Here is a 15,322-nt window from a genome sequence, read left to right as displayed (position 1 = left end):
ACCAGCCTGTACATGGCGTTCACCCGCGCCCCGGGCAAGCACCGTCGTCCCAGCAGGATGCAGCGCGGCACCGCCCGCGCGGCGGGCGTCGCGGCGCTCGCCGGCAGCGGCGTCGTCGGCTCCCTCGCCGTTCCCGCGCTCGCCGCCGAACCGGCCGCCGCGCAGACCGGCCTCACCCCCGTCGTCACTCTGGGCGACGCGGTCGCCGACCGCATCGACGCCCAGGCGGCCGCCCAGCACGAGGCGGCCCGCGAGGCGGCCGAGACCGCCGCGCGCAAGGCCGCCGAGGAGGCCGCGCGGGAGCGGGCCGCCGAGGAGGCGGAGCAGGCCCGCGCGGAGAAGGAGCGCGCCGCGCGTGAGGCCGAGCGCAAGCGGCTGAACACCTTCGTCTCCCCGATCCCCGGCTCGTACGTGTCGACCGGCTACAAGAGCGGCGGCGCCGTCTGGTCCTCCGGCAGCCACACCGGTGTCGACTTCCACGCCGCGACCGGCACCCCCGTCCAGTCGGTCGGCATCGGCACCGTCGTCGAGGCCGGCTGGGGCGGCGCGTACGGCAATCAGGTCGTCATCAAGATGAACGACGGCACGTACACCCAGTACGGCCACCTGTCGTCCATCGCCGTCTCGGTGGGCCAGCAGGTGGCGGCAGGCCAGCAGATCGGCGTCTCCGGCGCGACCGGCAACGTCACGGGCGCGCACCTGCACTTCGAGGCCCGGTCCGGCGCCGACTACGGCTCCGACCTCGACCCCGTCGCCTACCTCCGCGCGCACGGCGTGAACCTCTGAGGCGCCGGCGCCCCGCGCCCCCCGCGTTCCCGAATGCCCCGGCTTCCGAGCCGGGGCATTCGGCGTTCCGGGACACCGCTCGGGCAAAAAATACACATGGATTCCGGATCGCCGTCGGAAATTCCCGCTGATTGCAATAGAGTCACGGAACGGACGTCAAGCGGCGGCGTTTCACGGGGATTAAGCCGGAGGTCGGTCATGCGCATTCCCGCGCACTCGGTGTGCACGGCGATCCGGGACGACATCGTCGCGGGTGTCCACGAGCGCGGCAGCCGGCTCACCGAGGAGGTCCTCGCCCGCCGGTACGGCGTCTCCCGCGTCCCCGTCCGGGAGGCGCTGCGCACGCTGGAGGCGGAAGGTTTCGTCGTCACCCGGCGGCACGCGGGCGCGTGCGTGGCGGAACCCACCGAGCAGGAGGCCGCCGACCTGCTGGAGATGCGCGCGCTCCTCGAACCGCTCGGGGCCTCCCGCGCCGCCCAGCGCCGCACGGAGGCCCATCTGAAGGTGCTGCGCGGCCTGGTCCGGCTGGGTCAGGAACGCGCCCGCCAGGGCAACAGCGACGATCTGCGGTCCCTGAGCGGCTGGTTCCACGAGACGCTCGCCCAGGCGTCCGGCAGCCCCGCGCTGACGGCGACGCTGACCCAGCTGCGGCACAAGATCGCCTGGATGTACGCCACCGAGGGGCCCGCCGACCCGGTGGAGTACTGGGCGGAGCACGGCGTGATCGTGGACGCGGTGGCGCGCGGCGACGGCGAGCGCGCGAGGTCCGCGACGGCGCTGCACACCGAGCGCGCGAGCGCCGGGCACCGCCTGCGGTTCGGCTCCGGCGCCGGTCGCGGGGAGCGTGTGAGGAACGCGCAACATCCCGTAAACATGCCGAGTCTGCGCCCTTAACACGGGTGCCGTATACAAAAGGGGAGTTATTCGCGGGGGTTATTCATGCTGCCCCGGAATGGGGGATGCGGGAATTGCGAAAGGCCCGCCCGGGGGTCCGGGCGGGCCTTTCTGTGGGGAAACCCTGCTCCGTGTGCGGTGGAAACCCCGCGAAAAGGCGGCCTCCGCACGCATGAGCGCGTCACACGGTCTCGGGAAGCTCCTCGAGGCCCTCGGAGACCAGCTTGGCCAGACGGTCCAGGGCGGCGTCCGCCCCTTCGGCGTCGGAGGCGAGGACGATCTCCTCACCACCCTGGGCGCCCAGGCCCAGGACGGCCAGCATGGAGGCCGCGTTGACGGGGTCGCCCCCGGCCTTGGCGATCGTCACCGGGACGCCTGCGGCCGTGGCGGCTCGGACGAAGATGGAGGCGGGGCGGGCATGGAGACCCTCGGCCCAGCCGACGTTGACGCGGCGCTCAGCCATGTGTTGCTGCCCTTCGGTGTTCAGGGTTGTCTAGACCAGTTTCCCACATCGTGAAGCGTGCCCCGGGAGCGGCATCGCTGCCCGCTCCCGGCGGCAGCCGGCCCGCGGCCTCGGCCCGGCTGCCGTCCACCACAGACTGCCTCGCGCCCCTGTCGCACGCGAGCCGTACTCTGGGGCCCATGCAGATCTCGTCGGACCGGCACGAGTATCCCGCCCACTGGGAAGCCGACGTGGTGCTGCGCGACGGCGGCACCGCGCGCATCCGCCCCATCACCGTCGATGACGCCGAGCGCCTGGTCAGCTTCTACGAGCAGGTGTCGGACGAGTCGAAGTACTACCGCTTCTTCGCGCCCTACCCGCGTCTGTCCGCGAAGGACGTCCACCGCTTCACGCACCACGACTTCGTGGACCGGGTGGGACTCGCGGCCACCATCGGCGGCGAGTTCATCGCCACCGTACGCTACGACCGGATCGGCGCCGACGGGACGCCCGCGTCCGCACCCGCGGACGAGGCCGAGGTCGCCTTCCTCGTGCAGGACGCCCACCAGGGCCGCGGGGTGGCCTCCGCCCTGCTCGAACACATCGGAGCCGTCGCGCGGGAGCGCGGCATCCGCCGGTTCGCCGCCGAGGTGCTGCCCGCCAACACCAAGATGATCAAGGTGTTCACCGATGCCGGGTACACCCAGAAACGCAGCTTCGAGGACGGCGTCGTACGCCTGGAGTTCGGCCTCGAACCCACCGACCGGTCCATGGCCGTGCAGTACGCGCGGGAACAGCGGGCGGAGGCGCGCTCGGTGCAGCGGCTGCTGGCCCCCGGCTCGGTGGCCGTCGTCGGCGCCGGACGCACACCCGGCGGTGTGGGCCGCAGCATCCTCGACAACATCAGGGACGCCGGGTTCACCGGACGGCTGTACGCCGTGAACAAGGCGTTCGAGGAGGACCGCAAGGAACTCGACGGGGTGGCCGCCTACCGCACCGTCCGTGCCGTCGACGGTCCCGTCGACCTCGCGGTCGTCGCCGTGCCCGCCGAGCACGTGCCCGAGGTGGTCGCCGAGTGCGGTGAGCACGGAGTGCAGGGGCTCGTCGTCGTCTCCGCCGGCTACGCCGAGTCCGGCCCCGACGGCCGCGAGCGCCAGCGCGCCCTCGTACGGCAGGCGCGTTCGTACGGCATGCGGATCATCGGCCCGAACTCCTTCGGCGTCATCAACACCTCGCCGGACGTGCGGCTGAACGCCTCGCTGGCCCCCGAGTCGCCCCGCCCGGGCCGCATCGGGCTGTTCGCCCAGTCCGGCGCGATCGGCGTCGCCCTGCTCTCCCGCCTGCACCGGCGCGGCGGCGGCGTCACCGGGGTCACGGGCGTCTCCAGCTTCGTCTCGTCGGGCAACCGGGCCGACGTCTCCGGCAACGACGTCCTGCAGTACTGGTACGAGGATCCCGACACCGACGTCGCCCTGATGTACCTCGAGTCCATCGGCAACCCCCGCAAGTTCACCCGCCTCGCGCGGCGGACCGCGGCGGCGAAGCCACTGGTCGTGGTCCAGGGCGCACGCCACGGCGCCGGACCCCGGGGACATGCCGTACGGGCGACCCGGCTGCCCCACGAGACGGTGTCGGCGCTGCTGCGGCAGGCCGGGGTGATCCGGGTGGACACCATCACCGAACTGGTCGACGCCGGACTGCTGCTGGCCCGCCAGCCCCTGCCGGCCGGTCCCCGGGTGGCGATCCTCGGCAACTCCGAGTCCCTGGGACTGCTGACCTACGAGGCCTGCCTCGCCGAAGGGCTGCGCCCGCACCCTCCGCTGGACCTCACCACGGCGGCGTCGGCGGCGGAGTTCCACACGGCGCTCTCGCACGCGCTGGCCGACGACACGAGCGACGCGGTCGTGGTGACCGCGATCCCCGCGGTGGGGGAGGGGCCGGTGCGCGACGCGGCCCTGGCGGACGCCCTGCGCTCGGCCGCCGCCGCTGCCCCGACCAAGCCGGTCCTCGTGGTCCACGTGGAACTCGGCGGCCTCGCGGAGGCCCTGTCGGCCGCGGCCGGCACGGCACCCCGACCGACGACGGCCCCGCGGGCGGAAGCCGGGCAGCCGGGGAGCCGGGCGCCCGCCCCGCACACCGCCGCAGCCGCAGGAGCGGACTCCGCCCCGCCGACCGGCGGGCCCGGGACGGCGCGGCCGGACGCGCACGCCGCGCGGGAAACCCCCGCGGACACGGGGGCGGCCACCGGCGCGCCGGACGGACGGGGCACGGTGTCCCGGGCGGGGAGCGACGCGGCGGCCGCGGCGGGCATCCCGGCGGCAGGCGGCACGGCACCCCGGGCGACGACGGGCCCGGCGCCGCGGACGGAGACCGGTGCCGTGCCCCCGGCCCCGCTGACGTCACCCGGCGCGGCGACCCGGCCCGCCGGCGGCACGTCACCGGCGTCCCCCGCGCCGTCCACCGGCCCCCGCACCCCGGGACACCCCGCCCACGCCGGTCCGCCCACCCCCGTCGAGCCCTCCGAGGGCGCTCACCTCATCCCCGCCTATCCCGCCTCCGAGCGGGCCGTCCGGGCCCTCGCGCACGCCGTCGCCTACGCCCAGTGGCGGCGGGAGGCCGCCGAGCCCGGCAAGGTGCCCGCGCACGACGACATCGACGAGAGGGGCGCCGCCGCGCTCATCGACCGGCTGCTCTCGCACGGCGAGGACCTCACCCTCGGCAGCGACGACACCTGCGACCTGCTCGGCGCGTACGGCATCCACGTCCACCGCGCCGTGCCCGCCCCCACCCCCGACGCCGCGGCCGAGGCCGCGCGCACCCTCGGCTACCCGGTGGTCCTCAAGGCCACCGCCCCCCACCTCAGGCACCGTGCCGACCTCGGCGGCGTCCGCCTCGACCTCGCGGACGAGGAACAACTGCGCCGGGCGTACGGCGAGTTGACGGAGCTGTTCGGCGCACCGGCGGAGCTGCGCCCGGTGGTGCAGCGCATGGCACCGCGCGGTGTCGACACCCTCGTCCGCACGGTGATCGACCCCGCCGCCGGAGCCGTGCTGTCCTTCGGGCTCGCCGGGGCCCCCTCGCAGCTGCTCGGGGACATGGCGCACCGCCTGATCCCGGTCACCGACCGGGACGCGACCTCACTGGTGCGATCGATCCGGACCGCCCCGCTCCTGTTCGGCTGGCGCGGGTCCGCGCCGGTGGACACCCCGGCGCTGGAGGATCTGATGCTGAGGGTGTCGCGGCTGGTCCACGACCACCCGGAGGTCGTCGCGGTCACCCTGGAACCGGTCGTCGTCGCCCCGCACGGCGTCAGCGTCCTCGGCGCCTCGGTACGGCTCTCCCCGCCGCCCGCCCGCGACGACCTCGGCCCGCGGACCATGCCGGCGTACTGAGGGCTCCCGGGGAGCGGAGTGGGGGTGAGCGGTGCCTCGCAGTCAGTGGCCACCCGTAGGATGGGCGTCATGGCCAAGACCAGTACGACGACCCAGGGGCTGCGGGCGGCGATCGAGCGCAGCGGCTACTACCCGGCCCTCGTGGCCGAGGCGGTGGAGGCCGCCGTGGGCGGCGAGCCCATCCGGTCGTACCTGGTCCACCAGGAGACGACGTTCGATCAGAACGAGGTGCGGCGGCACGTGACCGTGCTCGTCCTCACCGGCAACCGCTTCATCGTCAGCCACACCGACGAGCAGGCCGAGGACGGCACCTCCCCGACGCCGTACGCCACCACCTCGACGGAGTCGGTCAAGCTCGGCCGGATCTCGTCGATCGTGGTCAGCCGCGTGGTCGCCAACCCGGAGTCGTACAAGCCGGGCACGCTGCCGCGCGAGATCGTGCTCACCATCGGCTGGGGCGCCGTCTCCCGCATCGACCTCGAGCCGGCCGCCTGCGGCGACCCCAACTGCGAGGCCGACCACGGCTACACGGGCAGCTCGACCGCCGACGACCTGAGCCTGCGCGTCAGCGAGGCCGGCGACGGGCCGGAGACGGTGCGGCAGGCGCTCGCCTTCGCGCAGGCCCTCTCCGAGGCGACCGCGGACACCCGCTGATGGCCCACCCGCCTCCCCCCGCCGCCCATGACCGGGGGCGCTCCGCGCCCGCCCCCCTCGACTCCGCGGTCTGGGACTCCCACCCGGAACCTCTTCCCCTCGACTCCGCCCCGGTGCCCGAGTACGGCACCGGCTCGCTCGCCGACCTGCTGCCCACCATCGCCGCGGGCCTCGGCGTCCCCGGCATGACCGCCGGCATCGGGGAGCTGACTCCCGCCGACCGGAACTGCGTGTTCCTGATCGACGGCCTCGGCTGGGAGCAGCTGCGCGCGCACCCGGAGGACGCCCCCTTCATGACGTCGCTGCTCGGCAGCTCGCGCGGCGGCACCGGCCGTCCGATCACCGCGGGCTACCCGGCGACCACCGCCACCTCCCTCGCCTCCGTCGGCACCGGACTGCCGCCCGGCGCCCACGGCCTGCCCGGCTACACCGTGCGCGACCCGGACACCGGCGAGCTGATGAACCAGCTCCGCTGGCAGCCGTGGACCGCGCCCGGTGCCTGGCAGCCGTACCCCACCGTCTTCGAGCTGGCCCACCGCGCGGGTGTGCACGCCGCCCAGGTGTCCTCCCCGACCTTCGCGAACACGCCGCTGACCAAGGTCGCGCTGAGCGGCGGCGCCTTCCACGGACGGCTCTCCGGCGAGGACCGCATGGACCTCTCCGCCGCACAGCTGGCCGGCGCGGACCGCGCCCTGGTCTACACCTACTACGCCGAGGTGGACGGCGCCGGCCACCGCTTCGGCGTCGACTCCGACACCTGGCGCGGCCAGCTCGCCCACGTCGACCGGCTCGTCCAGCGGCTCGCCGAGCAGCTCCCGCCGCGCAGCGCCCTCTACGTCACCGCCGACCACGGCATGATCGACGTCCCCTTCGACGAGCGGCACCGCATCGACTTCGACGAGGACTGGGAGCTGAAGGCGGGCGTCGCCCTCCTCGGCGGCGAGGGCCGCGCCCGGCACGTCTACGCGGTCCCCGGCGCGGCGAACGACGTGCTGACCTGCTGGCGCGAGGTGCTCGGCGAGCAGTTCTGGGTGGCCTCGCGCGACGAGGCGATCGCCGCGGGCTGGTTCGGTCCGGACGTCGACGAGCGGGTGTACCGCCGCATCGGCGACGTGGTCGCGGCCGCGCGGGACGACGTGCTGCTGATCGCCTCCGAGCGGGAGCCCAGGGAGTCGGCGATGGTGGGCAACCACGGCTCGATGACCCCTGCCGAGCAGCTGGTCCCCCTCCTCGAAGTACGCTCCTGAGGTTCCGCCCGTGACCGTCCCGCCGAAAGGTTTCCGACCCTCCATGCCCGAGCTGGTGTTCTTCTCCGGAACGATGGACTGCGGGAAGTCGACGCTGGCTCTCCAGATCGAGCACAACCGTTCGGCCCGGGGCCTGGCCGGCATGATCTTCACCCGTGACGACCGGGCGGGCGAGGGCAAGCTCTCCTCCCGGCTCGGCCTGGTCACGGACGCGGTGGAGGTCGTGGACGGCCACGACCTGTACGCCCACGTCGTCGACCACCTCTCGCACGGCGGACGCGTCGACTACGTGATCGCGGACGAGGCGCAGTTCCTCGCACCGGACCAGATAGACCAGCTCGCCCGCGTGGTGGACGACCTCAACATCGACGTGTACGCCTTCGGCATCACCACCGACTTCCGCTCCAAGCTCTTCCCCGGCTCACAGCGCCTGGTCGAACTCGCCGACCGTGTCGAGGTGCTCCAGGTGGAGGCCCTGTGCTGGTGCGGCGCCCGCGCCACGCACAACGCCCGGACCGTCGGCGGCGTCATGGTGGTCGAGGGCGCCCAGGTGGTCATCGGGGACGTCGCCCAGTCCCCCGACGAGATCGGCTACGAGGTGCTGTGCCGGCGCCACCACCGCCGCCACATGACGGCCGCGACGGCCCGCGCGGCGGCGCTGTCACCGGACGTGCTGCCGGTGTCGTCCGGCTGACGTTCCGCTCCGGCAGGAAGCTCCCAGGATGCGGAGTCCGCGGCGGGCCGGTCAGCGGGTGCGGGGCTTCGTGAACTCCTCGATCAGCACGGGGTACTGCTCACCGCCGTGTCCGGCGGCGATCGAGCGGTCGGCCATCGCCTTGAACAGCATCGGCAGTTCGGCGTTGACCCCCACCGCCTCGCTCTCCTCGATCAGGTGCGCCATGGCCCGTGCGTCGGTCTCCAGGGCCGACACCTCGGCAGGGAAGGAACCGCTGTCGACCTGCCGGGCGTACCCGGGAAGCCATTCGGCCACCCCCGCCGCGATCTGCCGCGCGAACGGCGCGTACGTCACGGCGTCCACACCAGCGGTCCTGAGCAGGGCGGTGCCCTGGAGCCAGGCGTTCAGGACGCCCCACATCATGGCCAGACCGGCCACGTCGTACAGGGACGCCAGGCCGTGGTCCGTACCGAGGTAGGTGACGGTGCCGAGCGAGTCGAGCGCCGACCGGTGCGTCTCCGCGTCCGCCTGCGGCCCGCTGCAAAGGATCACCGCCTCGTCGGTACCGATCGCCGGAGGAACCGCCATGATGGCGCCGTCCAGGTAGCGGGCTCCGCGCTGCTCGGCCCACCGGGCGGTCTCCCGGGCCTGGGCCGAGCTGCCCGAGGTCAGGTTGAGCAGCGTGGTTCCGCCGGCCTCGGCACCGTACGGACCGAGCAGCTCGTGCACGGCCCCGTAGTCGGTGAGGCAGACGACCGTCAGCGGACCCGCCTCGAGCGCGTCGCCGACCGTCGGCGCGAGCCGCGCACCGCCCGCCACCAGGCGGTCGGCCTTGGCGGCCGTACGGTTCCACACGGTCGTGGGGTGACCGGCTTTCAGGAAGGCACCGGCGAGTGCCTGGCCCATCAGGCCGAGTCCGATGACTGTCACGGGGGTTTCGGTCGCGTTCATGGCAGCATCGTCAACGTTGATACCGGTGTGAAGGTCAAGCGGGGGTGCGATGCGAATCGGGGAACTCAGCCGCCGGACGGGCGTCAACGCCCATCAGCTGCGCTACTACGAGGCCCAGGGACTGCTGGAGGCGGACCGGGGGGCGAACGGCTATCGCGAGTACGGCGAGGACGCCGTACTGCGGGTGACGCAGATCCGCCACCTGCTCGGCGCGGGTCTGTCCTCCGAGGACATCGCCTACCTGCTGCCCTGCGCGGTGGGTGAGGCTCCCGAGCTGACCGGATGTCCCGAGTTACTGGCCGCGATGCGGTCACGGCTGCGGCGGCTGGACGAGCAGATGGACAGGCTCGCCCGGTCCCGCGCTGCCCTGACCCGCTACATGGACGCGGCCGAACGCACGGGCTCCGAGACGTACCCGCCCTTCGACGGCGCCGACCCGGAGCCCGTGCCCGCCTGAGCGACCGGCGGCGTCACCGGAGCCTCAGCCGATGCGGGCTCCCGCGCCGCCGACCCGGACGCGCGGGTCGCCCGCGCGCAGCGTCACCGTGAGCTCGCCGGGGCGGCCCAGGTCCTCGCCCTGGTGCAGGGTGAGGACGGCGTCCTCGGGGGCCAGGCCGAGCTCACGGACGTACGCACCGAACGCGGCGGCCGCCGCACCCGTCGCAGGGTCCTCGACCACGCCGCCGACGGGGAACGGGTCACGGACGTGGAAGACGCCGGCCGACTCCCGCCACACCAACTGGACGGTGGTCAGGTCCAGTCGGTGCATCAGTGCTTCGAGGCGCGCGAAGTCGTACGCCAGATCAGCGAGGCGGGCGCGCGTCGCCGCCGCGAGCACGAGGTGGCGGGCGCCGGCGAACGCGATCCGGGGCGGAAAGGCCGGATCCAGGTCGGCGGCCGGCCAGCGCAGCGCGGCGAGCGCCTCCGCGAGATCGGCGCCGGTGATCTCCTCGACGTGCGGCACGACGCTGGTGAGCGTGGCCCGGAGCGTCCCGCCCTCCTCGGTCACCTCCACCGGCACGGTGCCGGCGCGTGTCGCGAACACCAGCCGACCGGGCCCGATCCGCTCCGCCAGCGCGACGGCGGTCGCGACGGTGGCGTGCCCGCAGAACGGGACCTCGGCCTTGGGACTGAAGTAACGAATGGTGTAAGCCCGTCCCTCCCGGCCGCCGAGCCCTTCCGGGGGCGCGGTCAGGAACGCGGACTCCGAGTAGCCCAGTTCGGCGGCGAGGGCCAGCATGTCGCCGTCGTCCAGACCGGTGGCGTCCAGGACGACACCGGCGGGGTTCCCGCCGTCGGGGGTGCTGGAGAAGGCGGTGTAGCGCAGCACTTCCGGCCGCGGCGCGTCAGTCGTCATGCTCCCGCAACAGCGTCCCGTCGCATGGCTATTCCCACCGGTCCCACGGGTGCGGCGCACGTGCCCGGCGGGTTCAGCCGGCGCTGTCGTACCGGCGCCGCAGCCCCTCGGCGAGCGGTGCCCGCGCGAACGCGCCCGCCGCGAGCCTGGACGCGACGGTCCGCCGCACGATCCGGTCGGTCAGGGCAGGTGCGTGCCGGGCCAGCGCCATCTCGGCCCGCCCGCGCCGGGTCGTCGCCACGTCGCGCGGCGCCCGCCGCGCCGTGACCGCGGAGACCACCGCGGACACCACCCCTTCGAGCGGCTCGGGCCGCGACACCCCGTCGAGCGAGAGACCGGCCGCGCGGGTGCTGTCGTGGATCGGGCTGCGCACCATGCTCGGGTACACGGTCGTCACCCCGACGTGCGTGCCGACCTCCAGCCGCAGCGTGTCCGCGTACGCGGCGAGCGCCCGTTTGGAGACTCCGTAGGCGGCGGCCAGCGGCAGCGGCAGCAGCGCCATCCGCGAGGCGATGAACACCACGCGCCCCCGCGCCCGTTCGAGATGAGGCAGCGCCGCGGCCGTCACCTCCCACGCACCGAGCAGGTTCAGCCGCAGCTGGCGGTGCACCTCCTCGGACGGCCGCAGCTCGGCGGGGGCCGGACCACCCCGCCCCGCGTTGTTGACCAGGACGTCCACACCGCCGCCGAGCAGCCGCACCGCCTCCTCGACGCCCTCGGCCACGGACTCGGGGTCGGTCAGGTCGCAGCCCACCACGGGCACCGGCGCCGTCCCGTCCGCCACCAGGTCCAGCCCGACCACCCGCGCGCCGAGTTCGGTGAAGCGGTACCCCAGCGCCCGGCCGAAGGTCCCCGCGGCGCCCGTCACGATCACCCGCCGTCCCGCGAGGGAGGACGCCGTGCCCCGCCGGCCGGCGAGGTCGCGGGCCACCTGACGGAGGTAGCGGTCCACGTCGATGCGCATATGCGGACGCTTCGCGCCCCACCGCTCCCGAGCGGCGTGCAGTTCGGAGGTGACCGCGGCCAGCATCCGGTCCCGGTGCGGTCTGCGCAGACGCCCGGACAGGTACGCGGCCAGCAGCCTGCCCTGTGCCTCCACGACCGGCAGCGCCGAGCCCGTCGACTGCATGAGGCCGACGAAGGAGACCGCGGGCTCGTCCAGCGGGAACACGTGCCGGTACAGCGGCAGTCGCGCCGGGTCGGGGACCACCTTCGGGTCGAGGAAGGGGACGGTCGCCCGGTACCCGGTGCACCACAGCACGTGGTCCACCTCGTCCTCGCGCCCGTCCGTGAAGCGCACCCGGCGCCCCTCGAACCTCTCGATGCCCGCCCGCACCCCGATCCGCCCGGCCGCCACCAGCGCCGGGACCGTGTCGCTCAGCGTCGGGTGGTCCTGGAGCACCCCCTCGGGGGAAGGCGGCAGCGCCGGCCCCTCGCCGCCCCGGTCGGCCACCCGCAGCATCGCCTGGGACACCAGCTGGCGCAGCCGCCACGGCAGTACGGCGGCGAGCGCGCCGTTCCACTGGTCGGTGGGCCGGCCCAGCAGCCGCTTCGGCAGCACCCACACACCGCGCCGGGCCGATATCAGCACCTCGCTCGCCTGCCCGACCAGCTCCGTGGCGATGTCCATCGCCGAGTTGCCGGTGCCCACGACCAGCACCCGGCGCCCGGCGAACTCGGCGGGCTCGCGGTAGGCGTGCGCGTGCGAGGAGGTGCCCTCGAACGCGCCGGGGTAGGGCGGTTCGGGCAGGCGCGGTGTGTGGTTGTGCCCGTTCGCCACCACCAGGTGCGTCACGGACTCCTTGTACGTCCCCTCGGGGCCGTGGAGTTCGAGCAGCCAGCCCTCCTCGGTGCGCCGCGCGGCGACGAGTTCCGTGTTCGTCCGGTAGCGCCCCGGGACACCGAAGCGCTCCGCGTACTCCCGCACGTACGCCAGGAGTTGGGCGCGCGAGGGGTAGTCGGGCCATTCCGGGGGCATCGGGTGGTCGCTGAACTCGGTGCGCGGCTTCGACGTGTTGAGGCGCAGCCCTTCGTACGCGGCGGTGTCGTCGGAGAGCCGCCACAGCCCGCCCAGTTCTCCGGCACGCTCCAGGCCGAACACCTCGACGCCCGCCTCGATCAGCGCCTTGACCGCCGCGATGCCCGCGACCCCGCCCCCGACGACGGCCACCCGCCCCGGCCCCGCCGTCTCCCGCCCTGCGCCCATCGCCCCGCGCCCTTCCTCGAGCTAATCCAACGTGCTAGGGATTATGGCGTCACTTCCGTCACCGGCACCAGACCCCGGCTCCCCGCCGCCCGGCGGTGCTCCGTACAGCGCGTCCAGGAACCTGCCCACCCAGAGGCGGAACTCGTAGCGCTCCCGCTCCCGCCCGGCGGGGGAGGCCGCCGCCAGCGCGGTGACGTGGCCGTGCGCCGCCCACACCAGGCTGCGCACCGTGACGTGCGGGGTCGCCTCCCGGACCGTCCCCGCCTGCGCCGCCTCCAGCAGCGCCCGCTCGACCTCGCCGTACAGCGGCAGCGCGTAGGCCCGGTCCAGGCCGCTGCCGCGCGTGGGGTCGAGCCAGCGGCGCAGCCACAGGAACGTCGTGTGCGGATGCTCCTCCAGGAAGTCCACGAAACCCTCCGCGAGCGCGCTCAGCGCCGCGGCCAGCGGCGGCCCGCCGTCCGCCGCCGCCCGCCGGAGGTCCGCCACCAGCGGGGCCAGCGCCGCCCGCTCGGCCTCGTGCACCCGCTCGAAGCAGGCGTCGTACAGCGCGTCCTTCGCCGGGAAGTGGTGGTGCAGGCTCGACACGTCGATGCCCACCCGCGCCGCGATGTCCCGCAGCGAGGTCCCCTCCGGCCCCCGCGCGGCGAACAGCGCCGTCGCCTCCCGCAGGATCAGCTCACGCGTGGACGGCCCCTCCCGCTCCGCGCGCCTGGGCCTGCCCGGACCGCGCCGGGCGGGCCGCTCATCGGGTGTCCGATCGCTCTTCCTCATCCGGACCAGTCTGGCTAGGATCCGCAGACCTCGCAATCAAACACCTGAGGGATTCATGAACGCCGCCACAGGATCCGAAGCCCCTCTCCCCGAACACCCGGCCCCCGCCGCCGACGGGACCGACGGGGACGGCACCGACGTGCCCCGCCCCGCCCTCCTGCGCTACGCCCTCGGCTCGGCCGGCATGGGCGTCTACGTGACCGTCCCCGGCCTGCTCCTGCTGTACTTCCTCACCGACACCCTCGGTGTGGCCCCCTGGCTGGCCGGACTGGCGCTGCTCGTGCCGAAGGCCGTGGACATCGTGCTGCACCCCTTCGTCGGCTCCCTCTCCGACCGGGAACGCGCCCGGCGGGGCGACAGGCTGCGGCTCCTGGCGGCGGGCTGCGCCCTGGCCCCGGCGTTCGTCGCGCTCTTCGCGGTGCCCGCGCCCGTGGCCGACCGGCCCTGGGCCGCCGCCGTGTGGGTCGCCGGCTGGTTCGTCGTCGCCAACGCCCTCTTCGCCGCGTACCAGGTGCCGTACCTCTCCACCCCCACCGACATGACGGTCGGCTACCACGGCCGGACCCGGGTGCTGTCCTTCCGCATGGTGGTCCTCACCGTCGGCATCCTGGTCGGTGGCGCACTGGCCCCGCTCCTGGCGGGCGAGGGCGACTCGGTCACCCGGTACGCGGTCATGGCCCTCGTCCTCGGCGCCTTCACCCTCGCCTTCCAGATCGTCGGCGTCGGCGGCGTCCGCGACCTCCTGCCCACCGGGCCCCGGCCGCACCCGGAGTCCGCGGAGTCCCCGGCGCCGACGGCGCCCGGCTCGGCCCTGTCCCAGGTACGGGACGTGCTGCGCGCCAACCCCTCCTTCCGCGTCCTGGTCCTCGCCTACCTCCTCGTCTCCACCACGACCCACCTGGTCCTCGCCGGACTGCCGTACTACGCCCGGCACGAACTGGGCCGCCCCGGCTTCACCACCGTCCTCATGGCCGCGTTCGTGGCCCCCGCCCTGCTCACCACACCCCTGTGGTTCCGTCTCTCACGGAGCTGGGGAAAACAGCGCTGCCTGCTGCTCTGCCAGGCCTTCCTCGCCGCCGGGGCCCTCGGCCTCGCCGCCGGCGACTCGGCGGGAATCGCCGTCCCGGTGCTGTGCACCCTGATCCTCGGCGTGTGCTTCGCCGGACTCCAGCTCTTCCCGTTCTCGATGGTTCCGGACACCGTCCGCTCGGCGGGCAGCCCTGAGATCGCACGCACCGGCGCCTACACGGGCGTGTGGACCGCGACGGAGTCGACGGGCGCCGCCGCCGGCCCCTACCTGTACTCGGCGGCCCTCGGCCTCGGCGGATACGCCGCCGCGCGGGCCGGCGAGGAGGTCACCCAGACCGGCGCCGCCCACACCGCCATCCTCCTCGGCTTCACGGTCCTGCCCGCCCTCCTCATGGCAGCCGCCCTCGCGGTCCAGTCCCGCTACCGCCTCGACGCCCGCATCACGCGGACTGCCACCGGACCCTGACCCCGCGTCAGCCCGTCACGGCAGGACCGCGACACCGCTCGACCAGTTCGGACCCAGCCGGTCCTGCGCCGCCCTGTGCAGGAACGGGAGGCCCCCCAGCTCCCGGGCCCGCCGCAACGGCCCGACGTACAGGGGACGCGGCCCGCCGAAGGAGACGAGAGCCGACACGGTTGCCTTCGCACCCTCGTCGGCACCCGCGACGAAGACGTCCAGCGGCCGCCCGGCCACCGCACCGGCGGCCGGCGGCCCGGCGAACGCGGTGTCGCAGGGCTCCACCGACACCCCTGAATCCTCCGCACCGCACGAGCAGCCCCGGCGGAACGCGCCGAAGGAGTCCGGCACCGGACCGGAGCGCGGACCGGGGTCCGGCCACCCGTTCACCGGCGCCGTCCGTCCGGTTCCCGGCGCAAGCAGTGTCAGTCCGCACGGCTAAGGTGGCGCGCCACTGATC

At 74.3% G+C, this 15,322-nt stretch carries 14 protein-coding genes; 8 read left to right on the top strand and 6 right to left on the bottom strand.

Going from position 1 to position 15,322, the window contains the following annotated elements; genetic code table 11:
• Positions 1 to 12 precede the first annotated feature (12 nt).
• The gene (locus ACZ6A9_RS14375; RefSeq protein ID WP_468984365.1) at positions 13 to 786 is read left to right on the top strand and encodes a M23 family metallopeptidase; all 774 of its coding nucleotides are present in this window, start codon (positions 13 to 15) and stop codon (positions 784 to 786) included.
• Between the two features lie 198 nt (positions 787 to 984).
• Positions 985 to 1,680 (top strand): GntR family transcriptional regulator, encoded by a 696-nt coding sequence (locus ACZ6A9_RS14370; protein ID WP_468984362.1) that lies wholly within the window; start codon positions 985 to 987, stop codon positions 1,678 to 1,680.
• A 181-nt stretch (positions 1,681 to 1,861) separates the two neighbouring features.
• Here ACZ6A9_RS14370 and ACZ6A9_RS14365 read toward each other — a convergent pair whose 3' ends face one another.
• Entirely contained in the window at positions 1,862 to 2,143 is a 282-nt protein-coding gene (locus ACZ6A9_RS14365) for an HPr family phosphocarrier protein (RefSeq protein ID WP_053637259.1), read from the bottom strand.
• A gap of 179 nt (positions 2,144 to 2,322) precedes the next feature.
• Between ACZ6A9_RS14365 and ACZ6A9_RS14360 the strand changes: the two genes are divergently transcribed.
• From ACZ6A9_RS14360 to ACZ6A9_RS14345, 4 genes are read left to right on the top strand one after another with little or no spacing between them, the layout of a single operon-like run.
• Positions 2,323 to 5,514 (top strand): bifunctional acetate--CoA ligase family protein/GNAT family N-acetyltransferase, encoded by a 3,192-nt coding sequence (locus ACZ6A9_RS14360; RefSeq protein WP_468984359.1) that lies wholly within the window; start codon positions 2,323 to 2,325, stop codon positions 5,512 to 5,514.
• 60 nt (positions 5,515 to 5,574) lie between these two features.
• Positions 5,575 to 6,168: a DUF5998 family protein gene (locus tag ACZ6A9_RS14355; protein ID WP_468984612.1), complete on the top strand. Its 594-nt coding sequence runs from the start codon at positions 5,575 to 5,577 to the stop codon at positions 6,166 to 6,168.
• On the top strand, positions 6,168 to 7,415 hold the full coding sequence (locus tag ACZ6A9_RS14350) for an alkaline phosphatase family protein (protein WP_468984358.1): 1,248 nt from the start codon (positions 6,168 to 6,170) through the stop codon (positions 7,413 to 7,415). The genes ACZ6A9_RS14355 and ACZ6A9_RS14350 overlap by 1 nt, the downstream gene beginning before the upstream one ends.
• 43 nt (positions 7,416 to 7,458) lie before the next feature.
• Positions 7,459 to 8,109 (top strand): thymidine kinase, encoded by a 651-nt coding sequence (locus tag ACZ6A9_RS14345; RefSeq protein ID WP_468984355.1) that lies wholly within the window; start codon positions 7,459 to 7,461, stop codon positions 8,107 to 8,109.
• A 51-nt stretch (positions 8,110 to 8,160) separates the two neighbouring features.
• On the opposite strand, the gene ACZ6A9_RS14340 is transcribed toward ACZ6A9_RS14345, so the two are convergent.
• Entirely contained in the window at positions 8,161 to 9,042 is an 882-nt protein-coding gene (locus tag ACZ6A9_RS14340) for an NAD(P)-dependent oxidoreductase (protein ID WP_468984353.1), read from the bottom strand.
• Positions 9,043 to 9,091: 49 nt separating this feature from the next.
• Between ACZ6A9_RS14340 and ACZ6A9_RS14335 the strand changes: the two genes are divergently transcribed.
• On the top strand, positions 9,092 to 9,499 hold the full coding sequence (locus tag ACZ6A9_RS14335; protein ID WP_468984351.1) for a MerR family transcriptional regulator: 408 nt from the start codon (positions 9,092 to 9,094) through the stop codon (positions 9,497 to 9,499).
• Positions 9,500 to 9,523: 24 nt separating this feature from the next.
• Here the strand turns inward: ACZ6A9_RS14335 and ACZ6A9_RS14330 are convergent, their stop codons facing one another.
• From ACZ6A9_RS14330 to ACZ6A9_RS14320, 3 genes are all read right to left on the bottom strand, one after another.
• The gene (locus ACZ6A9_RS14330) at positions 9,524 to 10,399 is read right to left on the bottom strand and encodes a PhzF family phenazine biosynthesis protein (RefSeq protein WP_468984348.1); all 876 of its coding nucleotides are present in this window, start codon (positions 10,397 to 10,399) and stop codon (positions 9,524 to 9,526) included.
• A gap of 73 nt (positions 10,400 to 10,472) precedes the next feature.
• On the bottom strand, positions 10,473 to 12,605 hold the full coding sequence (locus tag ACZ6A9_RS14325) for an SDR family NAD(P)-dependent oxidoreductase (protein ID WP_468984346.1): 2,133 nt from the start codon (positions 12,603 to 12,605) through the stop codon (positions 10,473 to 10,475).
• 21 nt (positions 12,606 to 12,626) lie between these two features.
• Positions 12,627 to 13,376, bottom strand: a complete 750-nt coding sequence (locus ACZ6A9_RS14320) for a TetR/AcrR family transcriptional regulator (RefSeq protein ID WP_468984343.1) — start codon at positions 13,374 to 13,376, stop codon at positions 12,627 to 12,629.
• Positions 13,377 to 13,560: 184 nt separating this feature from the next.
• Between ACZ6A9_RS14320 and ACZ6A9_RS14315 the strand changes: the two genes are divergently transcribed.
• Positions 13,561 to 14,871 (top strand): MFS transporter, encoded by a 1,311-nt coding sequence (locus ACZ6A9_RS14315; RefSeq protein WP_468984609.1) that lies wholly within the window; start codon positions 13,561 to 13,563, stop codon positions 14,869 to 14,871.
• Between the two features lie 15 nt (positions 14,872 to 14,886).
• Here ACZ6A9_RS14315 and ACZ6A9_RS14310 read toward each other — a convergent pair whose 3' ends face one another.
• Entirely contained in the window at positions 14,887 to 15,153 is a 267-nt protein-coding gene (locus ACZ6A9_RS14310; RefSeq protein ID WP_468984340.1) for a hypothetical protein, read from the bottom strand.
• Between the last annotated feature and the right edge of the window lie 169 nt (positions 15,154 to 15,322).

This window comes from Streptomyces sp. NPDC041124, from assembly GCF_055592385.1.
Note: the sequence above shows the minus strand (reverse complement) of the source record. Positions and strands in the feature narration are given on the sequence as shown.